This is a genomic window from Weizmannia acidilactici, assembly GCF_008974225.1.
In the GTDB taxonomy this organism is placed as follows: Bacteria; Bacillota; Bacilli; order Bacillales; family Bacillaceae_C; genus Weizmannia; species Weizmannia acidilactici.
This window is the reverse complement of the sequence record NZ_BKZR01000024.1, coordinates 1-19,473: the sequence shown is the minus strand read 5'-3', so window position 1 is coordinate 19,473 and position 19,473 is coordinate 1. Positions and strand designations below refer to the sequence as shown.

Here is a 19,473-nt window from a genome sequence, read left to right as displayed (position 1 = left end):
CCCGGATTCTCGTGTTTATGGAAAAAAAGCCGCCCCGGATGAAAGGGGCCAACCGGTTTATGGGTTCAAACGTTCTTCCAGCTGCTGGATGCGAAGTTCTAAAGCCTTGATTTCATCCTTCGTCGCCACGTTCATTTCAGAAAGGATTTGATTTACTCGCTCTTTGATAGCTTCATTCAGTTCCTGTTTCGACTGCTCGCCTTTTTCCAGCAGTTCATCGATCAGCTGTTTTGATTCTGCTTTCGTGAGGTTGCCCTTTTCAACAAGGCGGTTCACTGCTTTTTCTACCTGTTCTTTGCTGACAACCGCCATGCCGAGCCCTAAGGACAACAACTGGTTCATTCTATCCAACATGCCGATTCCTCCCTTTCTGGATTCTTTAATGCTATGATAGCCCAATATGAAAGGAATCACAAATGGAAAGCGGGCAGCGTAAGAAAAAATCCCAAACATTTCGTTTGGGATGACACTGCTTAATTTTTCCAATGTGCGGCAATAAATTCGTCGCGCCCGGATTTTGCCCGGTCCTCATGGTATTCCTTCGGGTTCTTTTTATAAAAATCCTGGTGGTAATCTTCAGCGGGATAAAAAGTTTTTGCAGGCAAAATTTCGGTCACGATTGGCTTTTTAAATTTGCCGCTTTCAGCCAGCGCCTTTTTTGACGCTTCGGCAAGCCGTTTTTGCTCTTCGTTATGGTAAAAAATTGCCGCCCGGTAGTTGCTGCCGCGGTCCTGGAACTGCCCGCCGGCATCGGTCGGGTCAATTTGCTGCCAAAAGATTTCGAGCAATTTTTCGTACGGGAAAATTTCAGGGTCATATGTAATTTGGACAGCTTCATAATGGCCGGTTTTCCCGGTTTTTACCTGTTCGTATGTAGGGTTTTCCACATCCCCGCCCGTGTAGCCGGAAACGACTTTTTCAATGCCGTCCCACTTGTCGAAAGGTTTCACCATGCACCAAAAACAGCCGCCCGCAAATGTTGCTTTTTCGAATTTCTGTACCATTCGTTCCCCTCCAAAAATACTTTTTTTAAATCGTAACATTCGCCGGCCAAGATTACAATGGATTTTATTTTGCCGTGCATTCCGCTTTTCCGTGGGGCTGTCCGGATAGTATAATATAACAATCAAGAAAATTTTCGTTTATCGAAATGAATGGCGGAGAAATGGCATGGACCGGGCTTTATCCTATATAAAACCTTACCGCAAACAAATCGCGGTTGCATTTTTTTTCATGCTCGTTGAACTGTCTGTCGAGCTTTTGCAGCCGCTTTTTATATCGAAAATTATCGATCATGGGATCGTAGCCCGTAACATGGGCGCGGTTATAAAATGGGGCGCTGTGATGATCGCCTTGGCGCTCCTGGCATTTTTGTCGGGAATCTCGAATTCTTTTTTCTCATCGTATGTCAGCCAGTATTACGCTGTGACCTGCGCATGCTACTGTATGAAAAAATCCAGTCATTTTCTTACGCGGATATGCACCAGTTTCGGACATCTTCGCTCGTAACAAGGATGACGAACGACATTACGCAAATCCAGCACACGGCTTTCAGTTCGCTCCGGATTATGATGCGGGCGCCGCTGCTTGTTGTAGGCAGTTTGGCCATGGCGGTTTTGGTAAACTGGAAACTGGCGCTTGCCATTGTTTTAGCAGCACCGTTTGCCGCATTCTTTCTTGTTTATATCAAAAAAGTGACAGACCGTTTGTTCTGCGAAGTCCAACAGCGGCTTGACAAAGTAAACGGGGTGCTGCGGGAAAATTTGGAAGCGCTGCGGCTCATCCGCGCTTTTAACCGGAGCGGATATGAGGAGGGAATTTTTACCAAAGTGAACCGTGATTTGCGCGATGATACGAAAAAGGTGCTTCAGCTTATCGAAGTATCCGGGACGATGCTGTTGTTTATCATGAACCTGGCCATCCTTGTTGTGCTTTGGGCCGGAAACAGGCAGCTGTATGCGCATCATGTCCGGATCGGGGAAATCGTGGCGGTTGTCAACTACGGTTTCCGCATCACGGGATCCATTTCGATGTTCTCGACGATCATCAGCAACCTGTCACGCGCGAAGGCCTCGCTCGGACGCACGGATGAAGTGCTGCACGCGAATGTGACCCAGACGGAAAACGGGGAAGATGCCGATATCCGGGAAGGCGGCAATTGTGTTTGACCATGTGACGTTCCGTTATCCTGCAACGAACCGGGATGTGCTGAGAGATATTTCTTTTGCTGTCCGGCCGAAAGAGAAAATTGCCGTACTCGGGGCAACCGGATCCGGAAAAACGGCTTTGTTCCAGCTAATCCCGAGGTTATATGATACGAGTAGCGGGGGGATTTTAATCGACGGCATCCCCGTTTCCTCTTTCAGATTAAAAACTTTGCGGGACCAAATCGGCTATGTACCGCAGGAATCGTTGCTGTTTTCAGGCACGATTTCGGAAAATTTAAAATGGGGGAAACGGGACGCATCGCTGGAGGAAATGGTCCAGGCGGCAAAAGATGCACAAATTTATGAAACGATCGAAACCTTGCCGGAACAGTTTGAAACATTGATCGGCCAAAAAGGCGTAAATTTCTCCGGCGGGCAAAAACTGCAACTTTCGATTGCGCGTGCCCTTATCCGCCGGCCGAAAATCCTGCTGCTTGACGACAGCACAAGTGCGCTCGACTTGAAAACAGAAGCGAAATTGCTTGCGTCACTGGAAAAATACGACTGCACCATCCTGATGATTACGCAAAAGGTGAGCACAGCAATGGCGGCAGATCGGATTTTGATTTTGAATGATGGGGCTGTTGCCGCATACGGGCCGCATCATGAATTGATGGAAACTTCTCCCCTGTACCGTAAAATTGTGGAATCCCAATTTGTAAAGGAGTGGACGCACGATGCCTAGGCCGCCGCACGCGCGCGGGCCGGTGAAAGTAGAAAAGCCGAAAAACGCCTGGAAAACAGTCAGGCGGGCGGATTTGCGTTACCTGTCAGCGCATCTTGGGCTTTTGTCTCTTGTTCTGTTCATGGTTGCCGTCAGTACGGTAACTGGACTGCTCGGGCCATACTTAATTGGTTACACAATCGACCATTATATTGGGCACCGTTCAAGCGCCGAACTGCTTGATTTTATTGTGCTTTTGGCCGGCGTCTATTTTCTCCAGTCCGCTTCAACCTTTTTGGGAAATTATTTGATGATCGGCATTTTGCAGGATACGGTTTTTAAAATGCGGACGCAATTGTTTGAGCAGTTCCACCGGCTGCTGATTTCGTTTTTCGACCGCCGCCAGCACGGGGAGCTAATGAGCCGCGTCACGAACGATATTGACAATGTCTCGCAAACATTAAACAACTCGGCAATCCAAATTTTTTCCAGCACCTTGACGATATCGGGCATGGCCGCGATTATGCTATGGCTGAGGCGCTTTTGACGCTCGTGACGCTGATTGTCGTGCCGGTCATGTATTTCGGGATGAAATGGATTACAAAGCGCACAGGCAGACTCTTTAAAGAGCAGCAGCAATACCTTAGCGCCTTAAACGGTTTTATAGAAGAAAGTTTGTCAGGGTAAAAAATCGTGAAATCCTTTTCGCAGGAAACACATCTGCTCGAAGAATTCCGTGGAAAAAATGAAACGGAAACTGCTTATTTAAATGAAGTACTGCAACGGGAGATGGACTATGCCAAACAGGCGCAGGATCAAAAACGGCTGCTGGAATTAAACGAAGTATTTGTGCTGTTAACTTGACGACTATAATTTTATTATGTTAACAAATAACCCTCCCGGCGTTATATGCATAATTTCATCAAAATGTCCACAAAAAAGCAAAGAAATTTAAAAAATGCGTTTAAAATTTGAACATTTTGTGAACATACGATAATATAATATAGCAAAGGGGGGTTGTAAAATGAGGGAATTTAAGGGTTATTATGTGCTTGCAACCGCTGAACTGATCATTAGTGTACTTTTTCTTGCATTTCATTTCATTGTAAACGCTAACAAAACAGACTGGGAGTTGATTTTGTTTTGGGGGTTCTTGCTTGGGGGAATGATAACGTATGGGCTCGGGATGGCATATTTGTTAATGCTTTGCGCATCAGGGAAAGAATTGCCGGAAGAATATCCGGAAGGCGATCCATATAAAAAAGTGGGATAATTTTTCGCTCGGCAGGAACCCTGTAATGTTACGGGGTTTCTTTTTTTCCTGAAAAAAACGATGCTGTTGTAAGCACCGTTTCAGTCTTTTTGCACATTTGCAGCTTGTTGCCCACGTGCGCCTTCTACTACATCGAAAGTGACTTTTTGGCCTTCTTCAAGTGTTTTATAACCTTCACCCTGGATCGCGGTGTAGTGGACGAAAACATCACCTCCGCCTTCCCGTTCGATAAAACCGTAACCTTTTTCATTGTTAAACCATTTTACTGTACCGTGTTCCACATTTTTGCCTCCTAATATTTTTACGATTTGGTCTTAATATAACCATACATCTTGCTTTTAAACGTCTATTTTTAAAATATGAAATTCCCGCTACGGCGGGAACCCGGAATGCAGGAATCGAAAAATGTTCCCAATCGCCTTTACATATTTTACGAATGCATATAAGTTCAACCATTTGATATAATCAAAAGGTATGCTGTACACTTAAAACTAATCGGATAGTGAAAACCCGTTCCAATTTTAAAGCAAAAAAGGAGCTGTTCCAATACATGATCTTTTCCGGACAAAAGGAACATCAACTTATAGAAGAAATTTTTAAAGATCAAATAGATGACATATCAGCATTAAACAAAAAATTTGAGCAATCCGGCCAATTTATGGAAGCGGTCAGGAGCCTGATTGATTTGTGCGGTGACGACCCGGACCGTGACGGGCTGCTGGAAACGCCGTACAGGGTACTGAAAGCTTTTCTGGAATACACAGAAGGCTATCGTGAAGACCCGAAACTTCATTTAACGAAAACGTTTGATGTGGACCATCAGGAGCTCGTGCTCGTTAAAGATATTGAATTTTATTCGATATGCGAGCATCATTTTGCGCCGTTTTTCGGTGTGGCGCATGTCGCGTACTTGCCGTATGAAAAAATCACCGGCCTGTCCAAAATCGCAAGAATGGTGGACGGCTATGCCAAACGGTTCCAAGTTCAGGAAAGAATGACATCGCAAATTGTGGATGCCGTAGAAGAAATTTTGGAACCACAGGGCACGATGGTCGTCGTGGAAGCGAAACATATGTGCATGTGCGGCAGGGGAGTCAAAAAATCGGACGCGTCAACAACAACGATGTCTTACCGCGGCATTTTCGCCGAACGGCCGGATATGCGTGCCGAATTTTTGTCCTTAATCAAATAGAAATTGAAGGATGGTGTTTATGCAGGATGTGGACGTATTAATTATCGGGGGCGGGCCCGCCGGCATCTCCGCGGCGATTTGGTGCAAGCGCCTCGGCATTAATCATCTGCTTGTAGAGGAGAAAGAGGCGCTCGGCGGCCAGCTGTCCATGATCCACAACCGCATTATCGATTATCCGGGCCTTATTGCAAGAGATGGGGAAGAAATGCGGAAAATTTTTCTCAAACATGTACACACACTGCAATGCCGGTATCAGCTGAACACGCGAGTATTGGAGATCGACGGGCGGCGCTATGCAACAGTTGAAACAAGAGGGCAAAAGGAGGCCATTAGATTCCGCTATTTAATTTTTGCTGCAGGTGCAATCCAGAAGCGGCTTGGCATCCCCGGCGAAAAGGAAATGCTCGCAAGGGGCGAAAATTACTCCGCAACCCGGGACAGCTGTCTGTTCAAGGGAAAAACAGTGGCGGTTGCAGGCGGCGGGGACCGGGCTTTTGAAGGAGCCATTTTGCTTGCTGAAGCGGGCGCACGTGTTTATTTAATCAACCGTTCAGGCCGTTTCAAAGCGAGAAGCGGATATATCACCCGTGCGAAAGCATGCGAAAATATCCATTTGCTGATAGAGACGCGAGTTACCGAGATTGCCGGCGAAGATAAAGTTGAAGCGGTAGAACTGGTAAACCAATCGGGAGATGTTTCGTATCTGCCGGTTTCGGCCGTTTTTATTCGAATCGGCACGAAACCGAACAGCGCTCTTGTAAAAGAACTTGTTGAGACGGATGAAAATGGCTATATTGTTTCGGGACCGTCCGGAAATACAAGCTGTGAATGGCTGTATGCGATCGGGGACAATTGTTTAGGGCCGCACTACTCCAGCATTGCCGGCGCGGCCGGGCAGGGGGCTGCGGCTGCGAAGCATATTGCATCCCTTTTAACCGGGCATATCGTACACTGAGTAAAGTCATTTACGTTTTGCAGCGGGTGGGCCGGCATCTGGAAGCAGGTAAATGAATAAATAAAGGATGCCCGAAAATACCGCCAATAATCAGACAGATATTTTTAATAGAAGTCTGTTTCGTTTATTAGGAATATATCTGATAAACGGGCATCCTTTTTCTTTATTGATTGCCTTTTTACTGCTGTAAATCATTGATATGCAAATCGTGATTAAATTACTTGTATAAAAAATCTTTAGTTGATCTTTCTTATCATATGTGGCGAGCAGAACATTTTTACTTCGGTTTGATATAAGCTTTCTAAGGAGGTAATAAGCCAGCGTTTATCCTTATGAATTTCCTCCAGCTCCTTGAAATTTATTTTGCCTTCCTTAATAAGGATTCTTGGCAAATTGAATACTCCGGATTCCAAGCTGGAATTGGGTGTAAGGGACTGGTATTTGGGATCCAGAAAGATTGAAATTTTTCCATTTGCTTCTCAAATTGCTAAAGCCAATTTCTTAACATCTTCAACTTTTTTCACGTAATTCTTCTAGTTAAACATCAATAAATATTCTTGCTTTTTTTAATCCTTTATAAAGTATTTCACCGTTTTGGACTATCGTTATCGGTCTATGGTTAATCAGTTTTCTGAACCATGGCCATTTCAACATTATAAAAACGCCTCCAAGGTACATGATGACCAACACAATGGTTGTACCGAGGGATCCTTTAAGACTAAGATGTGGATTTGAAAGCGGGTGGGCAATAATGTTTCCAATGATCGAAGCAATAACGAAATCAAGAAGTCTTAATTGGGAAATCATACGTTGGCCTAAGACTCTAGATACAAACACTAAAATAAAAAAGAAACAACCGCCCGAAGCATCCAACCATAAATGGTGAGCGTTTCCTGGCTTTGAAAAAAATCCATGTAATGACACATCCTTTTCCGTATCAATTGTTGCCTATTGGGTATTGATGCAATTTTTTCAATGGAAGAATGCAATATTGAAACGAAAGAGGCTTTTGTTTAGGGACCGTTATGGCACGAGTCTTGTACTGTGGCCGGTTTCTTCCTCTTTTAATATTTCCAACCCTCCTGATACTTCTATGGCTGCTCCTAATGAAACCAATGAATCCCCGGTGACTGCGAGTTTTTGTTCATTCAGTTTCTGATTTTTATCATTGGTAAAAATTTGGCTGGATACAGCAATTGCTTCTAATAAATGACCAATTGTCCCGATGAAAGAACCTGATGCTATTTGAACATCTCCTTCCGAAATTAAATCTTCGTTTAGCTGAAGCAGTTCATATAAGCCTAATACCTCTATAAAATGCCCAATAAATTGAAGCCAGATGCCAACAGCAACTTGTTTTTCTAATTTTGTTCTCATTTCCTTAATTTTTTCTTTTTGATCAAAGCTGTTTTCAAAAGAAACGCCCAATTCCTACACCTCACCACACGCTGATAATTGTATTATATTCAGGATGGATATTAATGTATCCGGTTGTTTTTTACTTATACGTTAAATCAATATTCCGTGACGGATAGGAATAAGACTTGAGCGGAGTATCCGATAGAACATTTCTGTGCTGTTTACTGAATCTTCGCCGGAACGTATTTTATTTGATCTTTTCACTTTTTTTATATCCCTGGCGGTTATCTGAACACCTTTTTCTTAAATAATAGAAATACGAAAAAATTTAAGAAAATCAGCGGTCCATCGTTTTCGTGATTCCTTTTTTTAATTTAGTTTAGGCTGCGGGAATTTGGGCATTTACCGTGACCTATTATGAACGCCTACGTAATTTATAATGATTAACCAAGAAGGAGAGAATGCCCAGTGTATGAATTTTACCACGATCCGTATAGCCCGGCTGATTATTATCAGGAGCCATATGATCCTTACAGGCAATTGCAGCTGCCACAATTCCAGCGGCTGGAACGCAGAATTAACCAGCTGGAACGGCAAAATGAGCGCCAGGACAGGGAAATCCAGCAACTCCAGCGCCGTCTGCAGCGTGTAAACCAGCGCGTCCGCGTTTTGGAAAACAGGCTGCAAATCCCGTTTACGCCGTATGAAGGAGGATTTTAAAAGAAGGACCGGAAATTCCGGTTCTTTTTTTCATAAATCAGCGGGGCCAAAAGCTCCAGATCTGACATTGATATTGTTTTCAATTGCCGAATATAAATCGTAAGAATTTTATGGAAAATTCGCAAACACCTTATACTTGGAAGCCGTATTAATTTATAAAAAACGCAACATCAAACTGAACTTTTGGCATTTTAAAATGCATTTTTCAAAAGTCTCCCATATGGTGGGTGGCTTTTTTGCTATAATAAAAATAAAAACATATTCCAGAGGGAGTTTACTGTACATGGCAGAATCGGTTTTGAAGAAAAGTTATGGTCAGCGGCGGACAAATTGCGCAACAATATGGATGCCGCTGAATATAAACATGTGGTATTAGGGTTGATCTTTTTAAAATACGTGTCGGACACGTTCCAGGAAAAATGGGAGGAACTGATGGAACTGGATCCGTATTTTGCCGAAGACCGCTACGCTTACACGGCGGACGTAATTTTTTGGGTACCTGCCGATGCGCGTTGGAATTACATCTCGGAACGAGCGAAACTGAAGACGAGGTTTTGATCGCGATTGCGAAAGACTTGTCCAAAAACGGTGAAAGAACATCGCACCCACGACTGGGATAAGAAAGAACAGGCACAGGCCCGCTTGCGGCTCTTTATCAAAAAAGTGCTCCGTAAACACGGCTACCCGCCAAACAAAGAAACGAAGCAGTCGAAGACGTTCTCGAACAGGCAAAACTGCAGGCTGCGGGAATGTAAACATAAAAAAATCGATTTTCTCTTTCTGGCCCGAAAAAGGTAATCGATTTCGATGCAGGCATCTGTAGTGTTGATTGTATCAGTGATCTGTTGTGATTTTTGCAACAAAAAAGAAATAACTCACCAGCCACGCATGGAAGGTTATTGTTTATGAGTAGGAGGCAATTCTTCTACAAAGAAATATTCCTCCCCGCTATACCCAATGGTCGAAGGGTTATTTCTCCCAAGGATTACTGCAAATCTTGCAGTGCTGCTGTATAACAGGGATACCGGCGCCAAATGGTGGTCCCTTTTATATGTGCATATTCTTTCTTACTGTAAACCAAAAAGGACAGTTAAAATAAATCTTTATCATGACACCAGGCTTGGCTCGAAGTTTTTTCATTGTGTAAGCCTGTTTTATTTAACTGCATGTTTACCTAAATATTACTTCTTGGTATAATAATAACAATTGATTGAAAATTTATTCTTTAACTACACTGAAAGAAGCAGAAGGGAGCCTGGTGAATGGAAAAAGAAAGTTTGAAACCGGCCGGAAAGAACTGGCGCCACAATGAAACCGTGGTGATCCACGCGGATGGCAGGAAAGGCGGCCCGGTATCTCCGCCCATTTATTATACCGCCACATTTGAAGCGGAAGATTCCGCTGATTTTGCAAAAATGGCTGGAACACCGCGTCATCCCGAATATTATACAAGATACGGCAATCCGGTACATGAACGTGCCGCAAAAATTCTTGCGGAGTTGGAAGGAACAGAAACCGCCCTTCTTACAGGTTCCGGTATGGGGGCCATTTCCACAACGCTCCTTGCCTTGTTGCGTGCGGGTGACCATGTGATTGCCCAGACACGGCACTATATGAGCACCGCGAAAATTATGGATGAGATGCTGCCGCGCTTTGGCGTGGAAGTCACTATTGTCGAACAATCGGATATTCATGCATTTGAAGAAGCGATTAGGCCGAATACAAAATTAATCATGGTTGAGACGCCGGCAAACCCTACACTTGTTATCACGGATTTGCGCGCTGTTGTCAATCTCGCACGCCCGCGCGGCATTCTCGTGGCAGCAGACAACACTTTTGCATCACCGATCAACCAGCGCCCGCATGACTTCGGCGTTGATATTGTCATACATAGTGTGACAAAATATTTAGGCGGGCACCATGATATTACAGCAGGCGCCATTTGTACAAGTGAACAATTGGCTGAACAAATTTGGCGTACACATACCTCAATCGGTTCGGTACTATCGCCAATGGATGCCTGGCTGTTATTGCGCGGACTACGGACGCTTCCAATGCGCGTGGAAAGAATTAATGCGAATGCCCTCGCTTTAGCGGAATTTTTGGAAGAACAGCCGCAAATTGAACAAGTATTTTACCCGGGATTGCCGAGCCATCCGCAGCACGATTTGGCAAAAAGCCAGATGAGCGGTTTCGGGGCTGTTATTGCATTCGCAATAAAAGGAGGTTACAAAGCGACGGAAAGGTTTGTAGCGTCTTTGCAACTTTCGCTCAATGCGGTTAGTTTAGGAGGCGTCGACTCTCTTGCCGTCCATACTGCTGCCATGTGGGGCGGGGTGATGACGGAAGAACAGATGAAAGTTGCTGGAATTCCGCCGAATTTTGTCCGCTATTCAGTCGGAGTTGAGCATATTGAAGATTTGAAGCAAGATGTGTGGCAGGCATTGCAGCAAATTTGACATGAGGAAGGAACGTACGTTTTTTAGAAAGGATAACAAAATTGAATCAACCAATCCGCATTTTTGTATACGGCACGTTACGGGAAGGGGAAGAGAACCATTATCTTTTAAAGGAGGCAAAATGTCTAGTCTGCAACTGCTGGACATCCGGCAACCTGTATGACACTGGACAGGGATATCCAGCAATGGTAACCGGCCAGACGGGGAGAGTATATGGTGAATTATATGAAATAAGTGAAGAACAATTGGCGCAGCTGGATTGGCTTGAAAGCTATGAGGGGGATGGGGAAAACAACGACTACGACAGAACTTTACAAACGATCCATGCAGGGCACGAAACCATTGGTGCCTATGTATATGTGTACGCGCCGGACCAAGTCACATGCATGGAGAAAATAGAAACCGGCGGTTGGAAACACAGACAGAAAAAGCAATGCCAAAACCCGCGGCATTGCTTTTGGTGTCATGCTTTTTCCCCACCCAGCACCTGGCCGAAGGCGGCTGAAACTTTTTGAAATTCTTCTTCAGAACTAAGCGTGTCCAAGTCGCCTTCATCGTCTGCTTTTAAGAAAAATACATCCAGGTCTTTGTTAGTATTTTCTTTCAGATCTTCGACAAACGAGACGGCGGCATACTCTGTCCCGTTAAGCGTCATCACGCCGATCACTTTGACCTCTTGTTCCCGGCCGTCTTCGGTAATTGTAAATACTTCGCCCTTTTCAATATTTGCCACAGGGTATCCTCCTTTAGCGTGTAATCAAGTATCTGTATTGTATTTTTTCAAAAACAGAATAAATCATGCCATACAAAGCAAAATGGGTTATTATGGAAATAAGTGTGCAATCATAAAGGAGTTTTTTTCGTGGCTAAAAAAGATTTGAAAGAAAAAGTCATTCAACGTTACCAAAACGACGAGAAAATGATGGTTCTTGTTTTTGCCCAATGGTGTGTCAATCACGGGCTTGATCCGGAAGAACTGTATAGACGCGCCTACCCGAGGCAGGAAAAAAACCTGTTGTTAAAGAAAGCAATTGAACGTACGCTGCCAAAAGAAGAAGCGGGGGACATCAGCAATGACACGGTATTGAATGTATTATCCCTGTTTGGAAATGGTGACCTTGCATTTGTCGTATTTGAAGAAATTCAAAAATTCCATAGTAAAAGTAAATGATTTAACCTGCAGTTGAATCAACTTTATATATGGAAGAGGAGAACCCTTTTCTTTATAAGAATCATCAATCCGGTTTGGTATATACAGCGACGATTGAAGAAAAGCTTTTTGTTTGCTGAAAAAAGATGGGGATTGCGGGGGCAATTGTGAATTGAAAATAAAAGAGCGTATGAATCACGACCATGTAACCGGTTTAAGCATTGCATGGATAAACGGTGAAAATAGCAGAACAGAGCACTATGGTTTGCTGGAAGCAGGAACAGATAGAAGTGTTGATCATGATTCCATTTTTCGCGCTTGTTCAGCGATCATGGATGTTAAGATCAAATAGTTGGCATGGGAAAAACTTTTGGAATCATAAAAAGCCATGAATAGCTTTTGAAAGAAAGAATCCTCCTTCATTACCGGGGAGATTCTTTCTTTGAATGGCGATTATTTTTTGAGACACTGGATCCTGCTAAAGCAGCCCCCATTTGCGTTCATACTCAACGGACAGATCATAATCTGTTTCTCCAATGCCGTTTTTGGATAAAAACTCGGTGAGACGATTGAAATCAAGATCTGTGGTTTCCAGTACAATCAGGTTTTGGGTTCTGTGAATTTTCCAATTTACATTTGTTTTCTGTAAAAGTTCAATCATCCGCCGGCATTTGCCGGCTTGGTTCGGATCAGCAGCCTTCTTAGGATGGAAGGGGAGGGACACTTTTATGTGCTGAATACAGGTTTCGTTTTCTCGTTTCATACGCATCTCCCTATGCCCCTAAATATTTGACCAAAAAGCATGTAGAAAGACAACGGATAACAGATACCCTAATATGACGTTAATGATCGCACCGATCCCGAATGCAGCAGCAGGTTTCCATCCGACAGCAGTCAAATCTTTGAAACGGGTAGTTAAGCCGATCGATAAAAAGGTAAATGTAAATGCCCATGTCCGGATTGTTTTAATGGGGGCAGTTACATCCGTACTGATGATTTCCTGTGTGCCGGAAGAAACGTTCGCAAGTAACAATGTCAGCAGAATCGATGAAATAAAAAATCCAAGAACAAATTTAGGAAATCTGGAGACAATTTGTCCTGCATTCGCTTTTGTCCCGGCACTCTTTTTTTCCCAAAATGTGATGGAGATAAAGGCCAGAACGAAGCACCAAATCCCGATGAACATGTCACGTCCGATCACTTTCATTAATGTAAAAGAAGAAAGGGCTTGATCGCCAAAAGCGCTGGCTGCGGTAATGCCGGCTGCATCCGCAAATTCTGAAGTCCCAATCCAGGCGCCGGCCGGTCCCGATTCGATTTCCAATAATTTAATAAGAAAAGATAATAGGAATATAAATACGATCGCATAAATGACAACTAATGAAATGGTAATCGACACATGTTCTTTTTTCGTTTTAATCGAACTTCCCATTGCAATTGCAGCCGATACCCCGCAGATAGAACCGCCCGCGCCCAGTGTTGCCGCGAACCTTTTATCGAGGCCTAACCATTTGGTTGCAGTAAAATATATAATGAGAAAAGTGGCAACGGCAATGATGGTGGCCTGGAGGAAGGCAACCGGCCCGGCTTTTACAACCATAGTAAAAGGAAGGGTTGCCCCCATAAGGACGATTCCGGTTTTAACATATAGCTCTGTCCGTAAAGCAGCATCGAACCAAACAGGGATTTTTACAAGATTTCCGATGAAGAGGCCCAAAACAAGTGCTGCTAAGGGTGCTTCTATCCCGTATTGGCCCGCCCATTTCCAGGCGCTGAATATATTGATAAGAACACTTAAAACAAACAGCAAAAGAAACCCTGCGATAAAATGGGTTACCTTTACGCCTTGAAAAGATACGGCGATTGAAAAAAGTACGGCCAACAGGATAAATAAAAGAAAAATCTTCCCAAGGTTATGCGTCAAACCGGAAGTGAACGAATGAAAATCCGACCAGGTCGGAATCTGAGGGGTGAATAATGTAATGGATGGTCCTGCCAGCCAGAGAATAATTGCGAAAACGACTCAAAACAAACCGATCCAAACGGTCCACCAGTCTTCTTTTTGAATCAATGATACCCATCTGCTTTGTTTTGGTACTTGCCGTTCTAATTGAAGATCACTTGGCATTTTGAGACACTCCTTTATAAATGAAATTATAAAAATTGGGATACTAGGAATAAATGCAAAAATAAACATTTATCCTGATTACCTTTTTATCTACTTCATTTTAACTACCTCCTCTTCATTTTCAATTCATGTTTGCAGGATACACCTCTGGGAGAGGACTTAGGTTGTCGGTAATTCCTAGGCCTAACCCCTCAACCTTTTTAAAAAGTATGAATGAATTATGAAATATTTTCTATGATTTAGAATGTTAACCCAATTAATCCAAGGTGTCAACTGAGATTTTGAAAAATGTTGACTTATCATCGTTTTTCTTTATAATCGTAAAAAGCCTGGGATGCCGGCGGATCGCTGCTTTCGGAACCCCCTCTCTTCCAGGCATCGAGTCCGGACAGCATAACCAAACCGTGTATGGGCAGGCGACATGGGAACATTGATTGAACAGATTACATCCCGGGTGGCATCAACTACCCGGCGGACATTGGAGCAGCACGCTGGGAAACCGTTTGGGTCGTGACGGAAGAAAAAATACCCCTTGGCGGCTGCCAAGGGGTTTATAAATTATAAAGCATCCCGGATGGCTTTCTTGTATCCTTCCACAGAAAGCAAGGCAAACACCGAGTACAGCAAGGTATAGAGCCCCATCACGATCAGCATCGGTGCCCAGAGTTCAGAGCCGAAAAAGAACCAGCCGGATTGAACTGCAAAATAACTGTGCAGCAGGCCGAGCAAAAGCGGGATGCCGAAATTAAACAGCTGCTTTATTCGGATACCTTTAGCTAAATCATGATCAGTAAACCCGAGTTTCCGTAAAATCGTATACGTTGGTTTTTCTTCTTCGCTTTCTTCCATCTGTTTAAAGTACAGGATGCAGCCGGATGTGACCAAAAAAGTAAGTCCCAGGAATCCAATAATAAACATTACGATCCCCATATTTTCTTTTTGTTGTTTAATCATTGCCGGGCTCGAATAACTTGAATCATTCCTGTTAAAGCGGATATTCCGGAAAAGGCGGCCGGCTTTTTCAAGATCTTGATTACGGCTGAGATTTACACTGATAAACAGGGAAGAAGAACGTTGAATTTTTGGATCCGCATCTTTTTGCAAGCCTCTAAAAAGGGCATCGTCTACAACCACAGCAGGCATGCCTCCGTTTGAAAAATAACTGGATAGGAGCCGTTCTTTCCGGAGTGCGACACAGCGAAGCGTGGCTGTTTTTTGTTTTCCAGTTAACTCAAAGTTTCCGGACGACTTCATTGGCATAAACTTTGCGAGTGCATCAACATAGCCGGATAATACGGCCTGCCCCGGCTTCACATCAAGCCCTATCACCGAACGGTCGCTGATCACGGAAACCTGCACGGATTTTGGGTTGAGATTTAAATCTTTTGTGTCAACTTGGAACAAGCTGCTTAAATCTGCTTTTTCCTGCACAACTGCAATTTCTTTTTTTCTGAACGGAATTTTGTTGGTGCGTAGTTTTTGCGCAAACTGCTCCGCATCCTTCGCGTTTGTAAATGAAAAATCTGCCGCTGCGGCATTCCTCGCTGCTTTTTCAGCGGAATAATAGGTGATATAGCTCAAGGACAATAACCCGATGGCAAGCGCCGACACTGTCGTAATAATCGTCAGCAGCACAGCATTCGATCTCATACGGAACATGATTGTCGATAGTGACATTACTTCGTTAATGTTTAAATAACCGTCTTTCTTTTTGCGGATGAGATGAAATACAAAGCGGACTGATGTTTTGTAAAAAAGATATGTTCCGAATATGACGAGCGCCAGAATGGAAGCCATGGCCGTAAAAAGGGCATTGACCGTCGTAATTTCACCGTCAAATAATTTTGAGGATATGAAGTAGCCGGCTGCAATGCATACAAATCCCAAAATGCCGGAGAATATTTCAAATCCCGAGATATTTCCGGATTTGTCCTCCGTTGCCGTAACAGCCTGGAATAGTCCTAAAATGCTTTGCCTTTTGATAAAAATGTAATTCATCAATAGCACAAGAATAAAAATCAGGGTAAAAACAAACAATATCTGCACGAAAGCTTTCGGTGAAAAATTTAGGGCAACGCTGATATTGATATTTAAAATTTTGAATAAGATCATCAGGAGCAGCTTTGAAGCGGCAAACCCGAAGAAAATCCCGATCAGAAGCGAACCAAAATAAAGCAGAAAATTTTCGACGCTGAATATCCAAAAAATTTCTTTCTTCATCATGCCGACTAACTGGAACAGACCGATTTCCTTGCTGCGCCTTTTGATAAACAGATGATTGGCATACAGCAGGAAGATTGCGACAATCACAACCAGTAAAATGGAAGCTGACCGAAACGCCGCAAGTCCCTTTACGGAAGACTTTACTTCATTTAAAGAAGGCGCATACTGCAGCGTTACAAAGGCGAAATAGAGTGCCGCACTGAAGGCAAGCGCAAAGATATACAGGGCATAATGCGGAAGATTCTTTTTGAAATTGCGGTAAATTAAGCCGTTAACGCTCATACTCCACACCGCCCAGCACAGCCTGAGTTTTTAGGATCGCCTGATAGAAATCCTGCCTCGATTCTGCTCCTTTATGCAATTGGGAGTAAATCTGTCCGTCTTTAATAAATATCACCCTGTTTGAATAGCTTGCTGCCGCCGCGTCATGTGTCACCATCAAGATTGTCGCTTTTCTGTTTACATTTAAACGGCTTAACTTGTTGAGTAGATCGGAAGCGGATTTTGAATCGAGCGCGCCGGTCGGTTCATCGGCAAATATGATGCTTGGTTCATGGATAAAAGCGCGGGCGGCAGAAGTCCGCTGCTTTTGTCCGCCTGAAATTTCATTCGGGTACTTGTCCTGAATGTCGGAAATGCCAAGTTCTTCGGCAATCATGAGAAACTTTTGGTCCGCCTCGTGCTTTGAAACTTTTTTTACAGACAGCGGCAGCAAAATATTTTCCTTCACCGTCAGCGTGTCCAGCAAATGGTACTCCTGAAAAATAAACCCTAAATGGCGTTTCCGGAACTCCGCCAGCTGCCTTTCTTTCATTTTTGTAAGTTCTTTTCTTCCAATCTGAATCGAGCCGCGGCTAACATGGTCAATCGAAGATAGGACATTAAGCAAAGTTGTTTTGCCGGAACCGGACGGGCCCATGATACTTGCAAACTCTCCTTTCTCAATACTTAAATCAATGCCTTTTAATACTTCCTGTTTGTTCCATTTGTTTCCGTATGATTTATAAATATTTTTGGCTTCAAGAATCATTTGTATCCTCCTCTCTTAACTGATTTCATTATAAAAAAGCCTGCGGAAAGCTTCCTTCGATTTTCCTAACAATAAAGAAAAGCATATGACAGTTTTGTCACATGCCGGTAATGTACTGGAATTCATTTTTGCGCGGAAAAATGAGTGTAAAGGTGGAACCCGTGCCGGGCGCGGATTGGACCGTAAGCCGGATATGCAATTTTTCCGCCGCCCTTTTGGCCAAATACAGCCCAAGCCCGGTTGCAGCCGTGTTTTGACTGCGGTCTGTTGAGGTAAAACCTTTTTCAAAGATTCGCGGCAAATCTTTCGGGTCAATGCCGCACCCGTGGTCTGCCACTGCCAAATGCAGGCGGCCATTTTTGAATTCACCGGAAATCGTGATATCCGTCCCTTCACTGTATTTGACGGCGTTTGTGATCAGCTGCCGAAGAATAAACGCGAGCCATTTTGCATCCGTCACTATTTTCGGTATGTCAAGTTGTATATCAAAACCAATCCCTTTTTGGATGCACCACGACCGCAATGCTTTAATTTCTTGATGAATCAAACGTTTCAAGTCGACATTCTCTATATATAAATCGTTTTCCATATTGCCAATCCGTTTCTGATGGAGCTGCTTGTCAAGAAGGAGGTGGATGCGCAGCCATTCATAGCTTAAGGAGGCTTTTGTGTTTTCATCTTCAATCCGGTCGATCATCAACTGCATGGCGGTCATCGGTGTCTTGATTTCATGGACCCAGGCTGTTAATTCGTCCTTTTCCACTTCCAGCATGGCAACATTTCGGGCAGTGTCCGCTTTTAAATTTTCCGTTTGTGCGACCAACGCCGTTTCAACCAATTTTTCAAAAGGACTGTCAGGTTTCTCTAATTCATTGAGGTCAAGGCTTTCGTCCCAGTCTTTTAAGCCAGCATAAAATTTTGTTTCTTTACGATAACGGTACAGCAAAAACAAAAGAAAGATGACCAAATTTAAAAAGATAATATAGAAGGCAGATTGCACAGCAAATTGCCGGTCGATGGAGGCAATGAACAAAAGGAGCAGCTGTTGCGTAATAAAAATCATCAGCCAGCTTTTCCTTTCATCCAGAAACATCCGGATCATAACATCCCGTCCTTTTCAAGCGCCATATATCCCTGGCCTACTTTTGTTTCAATATAATCGCCGAGCCCGATTTCCCCGAGCTTTTTCCGTAACCGGTTGACATTGACGGTCAGTGTATTATCGCTGACAAACCGTTCATCATCCCATAAACATTTAATCAGATGCGTGCGGCTGACAATCCGGTTTTTCTGATCGACCAGCAACTTTAAGATGAACATTTCATTTTTGGACAGTTCAATGCAGCCATGTTCGTTTTCCACTGTATTTTTCTGTAAGTCAATCGTTGCCCCGCACCATGTTTTCAAAACAGCCTGTTCGCTTGTGTATGCATACACCCGGCGCAGAGTGGCTTGTATTTTGGCGATTAAAACATCGATATGAAAAGGTTTCTGCACATAATCGTCAGCCCCGAGCTGCATCGCCATCACCATATCAGTCGGGTGGTCGCGCGAAGACAGGAAAATAATTGGAACATGGGAATGCGCGCGGATCAACCGGCACCAGTGGAAACCGTCAAATTTTGGTAGTTGGACGTCAATGATGACAAGATCGGGCTGAAATGCCGCGAACGATTCCATTACGTTATGAAAATCGTGAACCCCTGAGACATTAAATGACCATTGCCCGAGCCTTTCTTTTACTTCCCGAAAAAGCGTCTTATCATCTTCAATGATCAAAATTTTAAACAAGAAAACCACTCTTTTCTGTATTGCTACTATCGATTTTACAAGAAAAAGGGCAAGCCTGCTACCCAGGATCGATATCTTAAGAACATCAGTTTCTGTTTATTAGGAATTTTTTACTTCTTTGTCATTAAGATTGGAAATGAATGGCTGTATGTTTTTCCATCCCCGGCTAATATTAAAATAAGCGGAAAGGGGAGTGAGACAATGGGCAAGAAAGATAAACGGGGCGGACAGTCGCTTTTTACATTCGGGAACGGTTGAAATCAGTTTTGAAAAAGAGCCGATGCATTCAAAACTTGCGGTAAATCCCGGCAAACTGGATCGG

At 43.7% G+C, this 19,473-nt stretch carries 25 protein-coding genes and 2 pseudogenes; 14 read left to right on the top strand and 13 right to left on the bottom strand.

What is annotated here, in order from left to right; genetic code table 11:
- Positions 1 to 57: 57 nt before the first annotated feature.
- Positions 58 to 354, bottom strand: coding sequence for a phasin family protein (locus GBH70_RS10045; RefSeq protein ID WP_151680917.1), 297 nt, complete (start codon positions 352 to 354; stop codon positions 58 to 60).
- A gap of 119 nt (positions 355 to 473) precedes the next feature.
- Entirely contained in the window at positions 474 to 1,004 is a 531-nt protein-coding gene (gene msrA, locus GBH70_RS10040; RefSeq protein WP_151680916.1) for a peptide-methionine (S)-S-oxide reductase MsrA, read from the bottom strand.
- A gap of 166 nt (positions 1,005 to 1,170) precedes the next feature.
- Here msrA and GBH70_RS10035 point away from each other — a divergent pair.
- The 5 genes and pseudogenes from GBH70_RS10035 to GBH70_RS10015 all read left to right on the top strand — a co-directional run bounded on the left by GBH70_RS10035 (position 1,171) and on the right by GBH70_RS10015 (position 4,144).
- Positions 1,171 to 2,892, top strand: a pseudogene (locus tag GBH70_RS10035) (ABC transporter ATP-binding protein).
- Positions 2,885 to 3,418 carry an ABC transporter transmembrane domain-containing protein gene (locus tag GBH70_RS10030; protein WP_151680915.1) on the top strand — a complete coding sequence of 178 codons (534 nt, stop codon included), beginning with the start codon at positions 2,885 to 2,887 and terminating at the stop codon, positions 3,416 to 3,418. Before GBH70_RS10035 ends, GBH70_RS10030 begins: the two are co-directional and overlap by 8 nt.
- Complete coding sequence (locus tag GBH70_RS10025) at positions 3,400 to 3,558, top strand: ABC transporter transmembrane domain-containing protein (protein ID WP_151680914.1); 159 nt, start codon at positions 3,400 to 3,402, stop codon at positions 3,556 to 3,558. Before GBH70_RS10030 ends, GBH70_RS10025 begins: the two co-directional genes overlap by 19 nt.
- Before the next feature lie 6 nt (positions 3,559 to 3,564).
- The gene (locus GBH70_RS10020; protein WP_253693715.1) at positions 3,565 to 3,735 is read left to right on the top strand and encodes a sigma-G-dependent sporulation-specific acid-soluble spore protein CsgA; all 171 of its coding nucleotides are present in this window, start codon (positions 3,565 to 3,567) and stop codon (positions 3,733 to 3,735) included.
- Positions 3,736 to 3,895: 160 nt separating this feature from the next.
- The gene (locus tag GBH70_RS10015; RefSeq protein ID WP_151680913.1) at positions 3,896 to 4,144 is read left to right on the top strand and encodes a hypothetical protein; all 249 of its coding nucleotides are present in this window, start codon (positions 3,896 to 3,898) and stop codon (positions 4,142 to 4,144) included.
- Between the two features lie 80 nt (positions 4,145 to 4,224).
- On the opposite strand, the gene GBH70_RS10010 is transcribed toward GBH70_RS10015, so the two are convergent.
- Complete coding sequence (locus GBH70_RS10010) at positions 4,225 to 4,425, bottom strand: cold-shock protein (protein ID WP_151680912.1); 201 nt, start codon at positions 4,423 to 4,425, stop codon at positions 4,225 to 4,227.
- Positions 4,426 to 4,694: 269 nt separating this feature from the next.
- On the opposite strand from GBH70_RS10010, the gene folE reads away from it, so the two are divergent.
- On the top strand, positions 4,695 to 5,336 hold the full coding sequence (gene folE, locus GBH70_RS10005) for a GTP cyclohydrolase I FolE (RefSeq protein WP_151680911.1): 642 nt from the start codon (positions 4,695 to 4,697) through the stop codon (positions 5,334 to 5,336).
- Between the two features lie 19 nt (positions 5,337 to 5,355).
- Positions 5,356 to 6,291 (top strand): NAD(P)/FAD-dependent oxidoreductase, encoded by a 936-nt coding sequence (locus tag GBH70_RS10000; RefSeq protein ID WP_151680910.1) that lies wholly within the window; start codon positions 5,356 to 5,358, stop codon positions 6,289 to 6,291.
- A 236-nt stretch (positions 6,292 to 6,527) separates the two neighbouring features.
- Here GBH70_RS10000 and GBH70_RS17200 read toward each other — a convergent pair whose 3' ends face one another.
- The 3 genes from GBH70_RS17200 to GBH70_RS09990 all read right to left on the bottom strand — a co-directional run bounded on the left by GBH70_RS17200 (position 6,528) and on the right by GBH70_RS09990 (position 7,719).
- Positions 6,528 to 6,743 (bottom strand): YetF domain-containing protein, encoded by a 216-nt coding sequence (locus GBH70_RS17200; RefSeq protein WP_302466620.1) that lies wholly within the window; start codon positions 6,741 to 6,743, stop codon positions 6,528 to 6,530.
- 85 nt (positions 6,744 to 6,828) lie between these two features.
- Complete coding sequence (locus GBH70_RS17805; protein WP_371862251.1) at positions 6,829 to 6,945, bottom strand: YetF domain-containing protein; 117 nt, start codon at positions 6,943 to 6,945, stop codon at positions 6,829 to 6,831.
- Between the two features lie 369 nt (positions 6,946 to 7,314).
- A complete protein-coding gene (locus GBH70_RS09990; RefSeq protein ID WP_151680909.1) occupies positions 7,315 to 7,719 on the bottom strand; it encodes a hypothetical protein in 405 nt (134 codons plus the stop codon).
- A gap of 399 nt (positions 7,720 to 8,118) precedes the next feature.
- Between GBH70_RS09990 and GBH70_RS09985 the strand changes: the two genes are divergently transcribed.
- The 5 genes and pseudogenes from GBH70_RS09985 to GBH70_RS09965 all read left to right on the top strand — a co-directional run bounded on the left by GBH70_RS09985 (position 8,119) and on the right by GBH70_RS09965 (position 11,344).
- Positions 8,119 to 8,370 carry a hypothetical protein gene (locus tag GBH70_RS09985; RefSeq protein ID WP_253693708.1) on the top strand — a complete coding sequence of 84 codons (252 nt, stop codon included), beginning with the start codon at positions 8,119 to 8,121 and terminating at the stop codon, positions 8,368 to 8,370.
- A 291-nt stretch (positions 8,371 to 8,661) separates the two neighbouring features.
- Positions 8,662 to 8,910: pseudogene (locus GBH70_RS09980) on the top strand (type I restriction-modification system subunit M N-terminal domain-containing protein); the annotation flags it as partial.
- A 24-nt stretch (positions 8,911 to 8,934) separates the two neighbouring features.
- Positions 8,935 to 9,168 (top strand): type I restriction enzyme endonuclease domain-containing protein, encoded by a 234-nt coding sequence (locus GBH70_RS09975; RefSeq protein ID WP_151680908.1) that lies wholly within the window; start codon positions 8,935 to 8,937, stop codon positions 9,166 to 9,168.
- Between the two features lie 464 nt (positions 9,169 to 9,632).
- On the top strand, positions 9,633 to 10,829 hold the full coding sequence (locus GBH70_RS09970) for a trans-sulfuration enzyme family protein (RefSeq protein WP_151680907.1): 1,197 nt from the start codon (positions 9,633 to 9,635) through the stop codon (positions 10,827 to 10,829).
- Positions 10,830 to 10,870: 41 nt separating this feature from the next.
- On the top strand, positions 10,871 to 11,344 hold the full coding sequence (locus GBH70_RS09965) for a gamma-glutamylcyclotransferase family protein (protein WP_172968303.1): 474 nt from the start codon (positions 10,871 to 10,873) through the stop codon (positions 11,342 to 11,344).
- Here GBH70_RS09965 and GBH70_RS09960 read toward each other — a convergent pair.
- On the bottom strand, positions 11,293 to 11,562 hold the full coding sequence (locus tag GBH70_RS09960) for a DUF1292 domain-containing protein (protein ID WP_151680905.1): 270 nt from the start codon (positions 11,560 to 11,562) through the stop codon (positions 11,293 to 11,295). The genes GBH70_RS09965 and GBH70_RS09960 overlap by 52 nt on opposite strands.
- 129 nt (positions 11,563 to 11,691) lie before the next feature.
- Here GBH70_RS09960 and yxiS point away from each other — a divergent pair, with 129 nt between their 5' ends.
- Both yxiS and GBH70_RS09950 read left to right on the top strand, forming a co-directional pair.
- Positions 11,692 to 12,000 (top strand): protein YxiS, encoded by a 309-nt coding sequence (gene yxiS / locus GBH70_RS09955; protein ID WP_151680904.1) that lies wholly within the window; start codon positions 11,692 to 11,694, stop codon positions 11,998 to 12,000.
- A 112-nt stretch (positions 12,001 to 12,112) separates the two neighbouring features.
- Positions 12,113 to 12,331 carry a hypothetical protein gene (locus tag GBH70_RS09950; RefSeq protein WP_151680903.1) on the top strand — a complete coding sequence of 73 codons (219 nt, stop codon included), beginning with the start codon at positions 12,113 to 12,115 and terminating at the stop codon, positions 12,329 to 12,331.
- A gap of 126 nt (positions 12,332 to 12,457) precedes the next feature.
- On the opposite strand, the gene GBH70_RS09945 is transcribed toward GBH70_RS09950, so the two are convergent.
- The 6 genes from GBH70_RS09945 to GBH70_RS09920 form a co-directional block, all read right to left on the bottom strand.
- Positions 12,458 to 12,748, bottom strand: a complete 291-nt coding sequence (locus GBH70_RS09945) for a hypothetical protein (protein ID WP_151680902.1) — start codon at positions 12,746 to 12,748, stop codon at positions 12,458 to 12,460.
- Between the two features lie 12 nt (positions 12,749 to 12,760).
- Complete coding sequence (locus tag GBH70_RS09940) at positions 12,761 to 13,789, bottom strand: YeiH family protein (RefSeq protein ID WP_253693705.1); 1,029 nt, start codon at positions 13,787 to 13,789, stop codon at positions 12,761 to 12,763.
- 876 nt (positions 13,790 to 14,665) lie between these two features.
- The gene (locus GBH70_RS09935) at positions 14,666 to 16,612 is read right to left on the bottom strand and encodes an ABC transporter permease (RefSeq protein ID WP_151680901.1); all 1,947 of its coding nucleotides are present in this window, start codon (positions 16,610 to 16,612) and stop codon (positions 14,666 to 14,668) included.
- Positions 16,602 to 17,360 (bottom strand): ABC transporter ATP-binding protein, encoded by a 759-nt coding sequence (locus tag GBH70_RS09930; protein ID WP_151680900.1) that lies wholly within the window; start codon positions 17,358 to 17,360, stop codon positions 16,602 to 16,604. The genes GBH70_RS09935 and GBH70_RS09930 overlap by 11 nt, the downstream gene beginning before the upstream one ends.
- Positions 17,361 to 17,457: 97 nt before the next feature.
- Positions 17,458 to 18,462 (bottom strand): sensor histidine kinase, encoded by a 1,005-nt coding sequence (locus GBH70_RS09925; RefSeq protein ID WP_151680899.1) that lies wholly within the window; start codon positions 18,460 to 18,462, stop codon positions 17,458 to 17,460.
- Positions 18,459 to 19,151: a response regulator transcription factor gene (locus GBH70_RS09920; RefSeq protein ID WP_151680898.1), complete on the bottom strand. Its 693-nt coding sequence runs from the start codon at positions 19,149 to 19,151 to the stop codon at positions 18,459 to 18,461. The genes GBH70_RS09925 and GBH70_RS09920 overlap by 4 nt, the downstream gene beginning before the upstream one ends.
- Between the last annotated feature and the right edge of the window lie 322 nt (positions 19,152 to 19,473).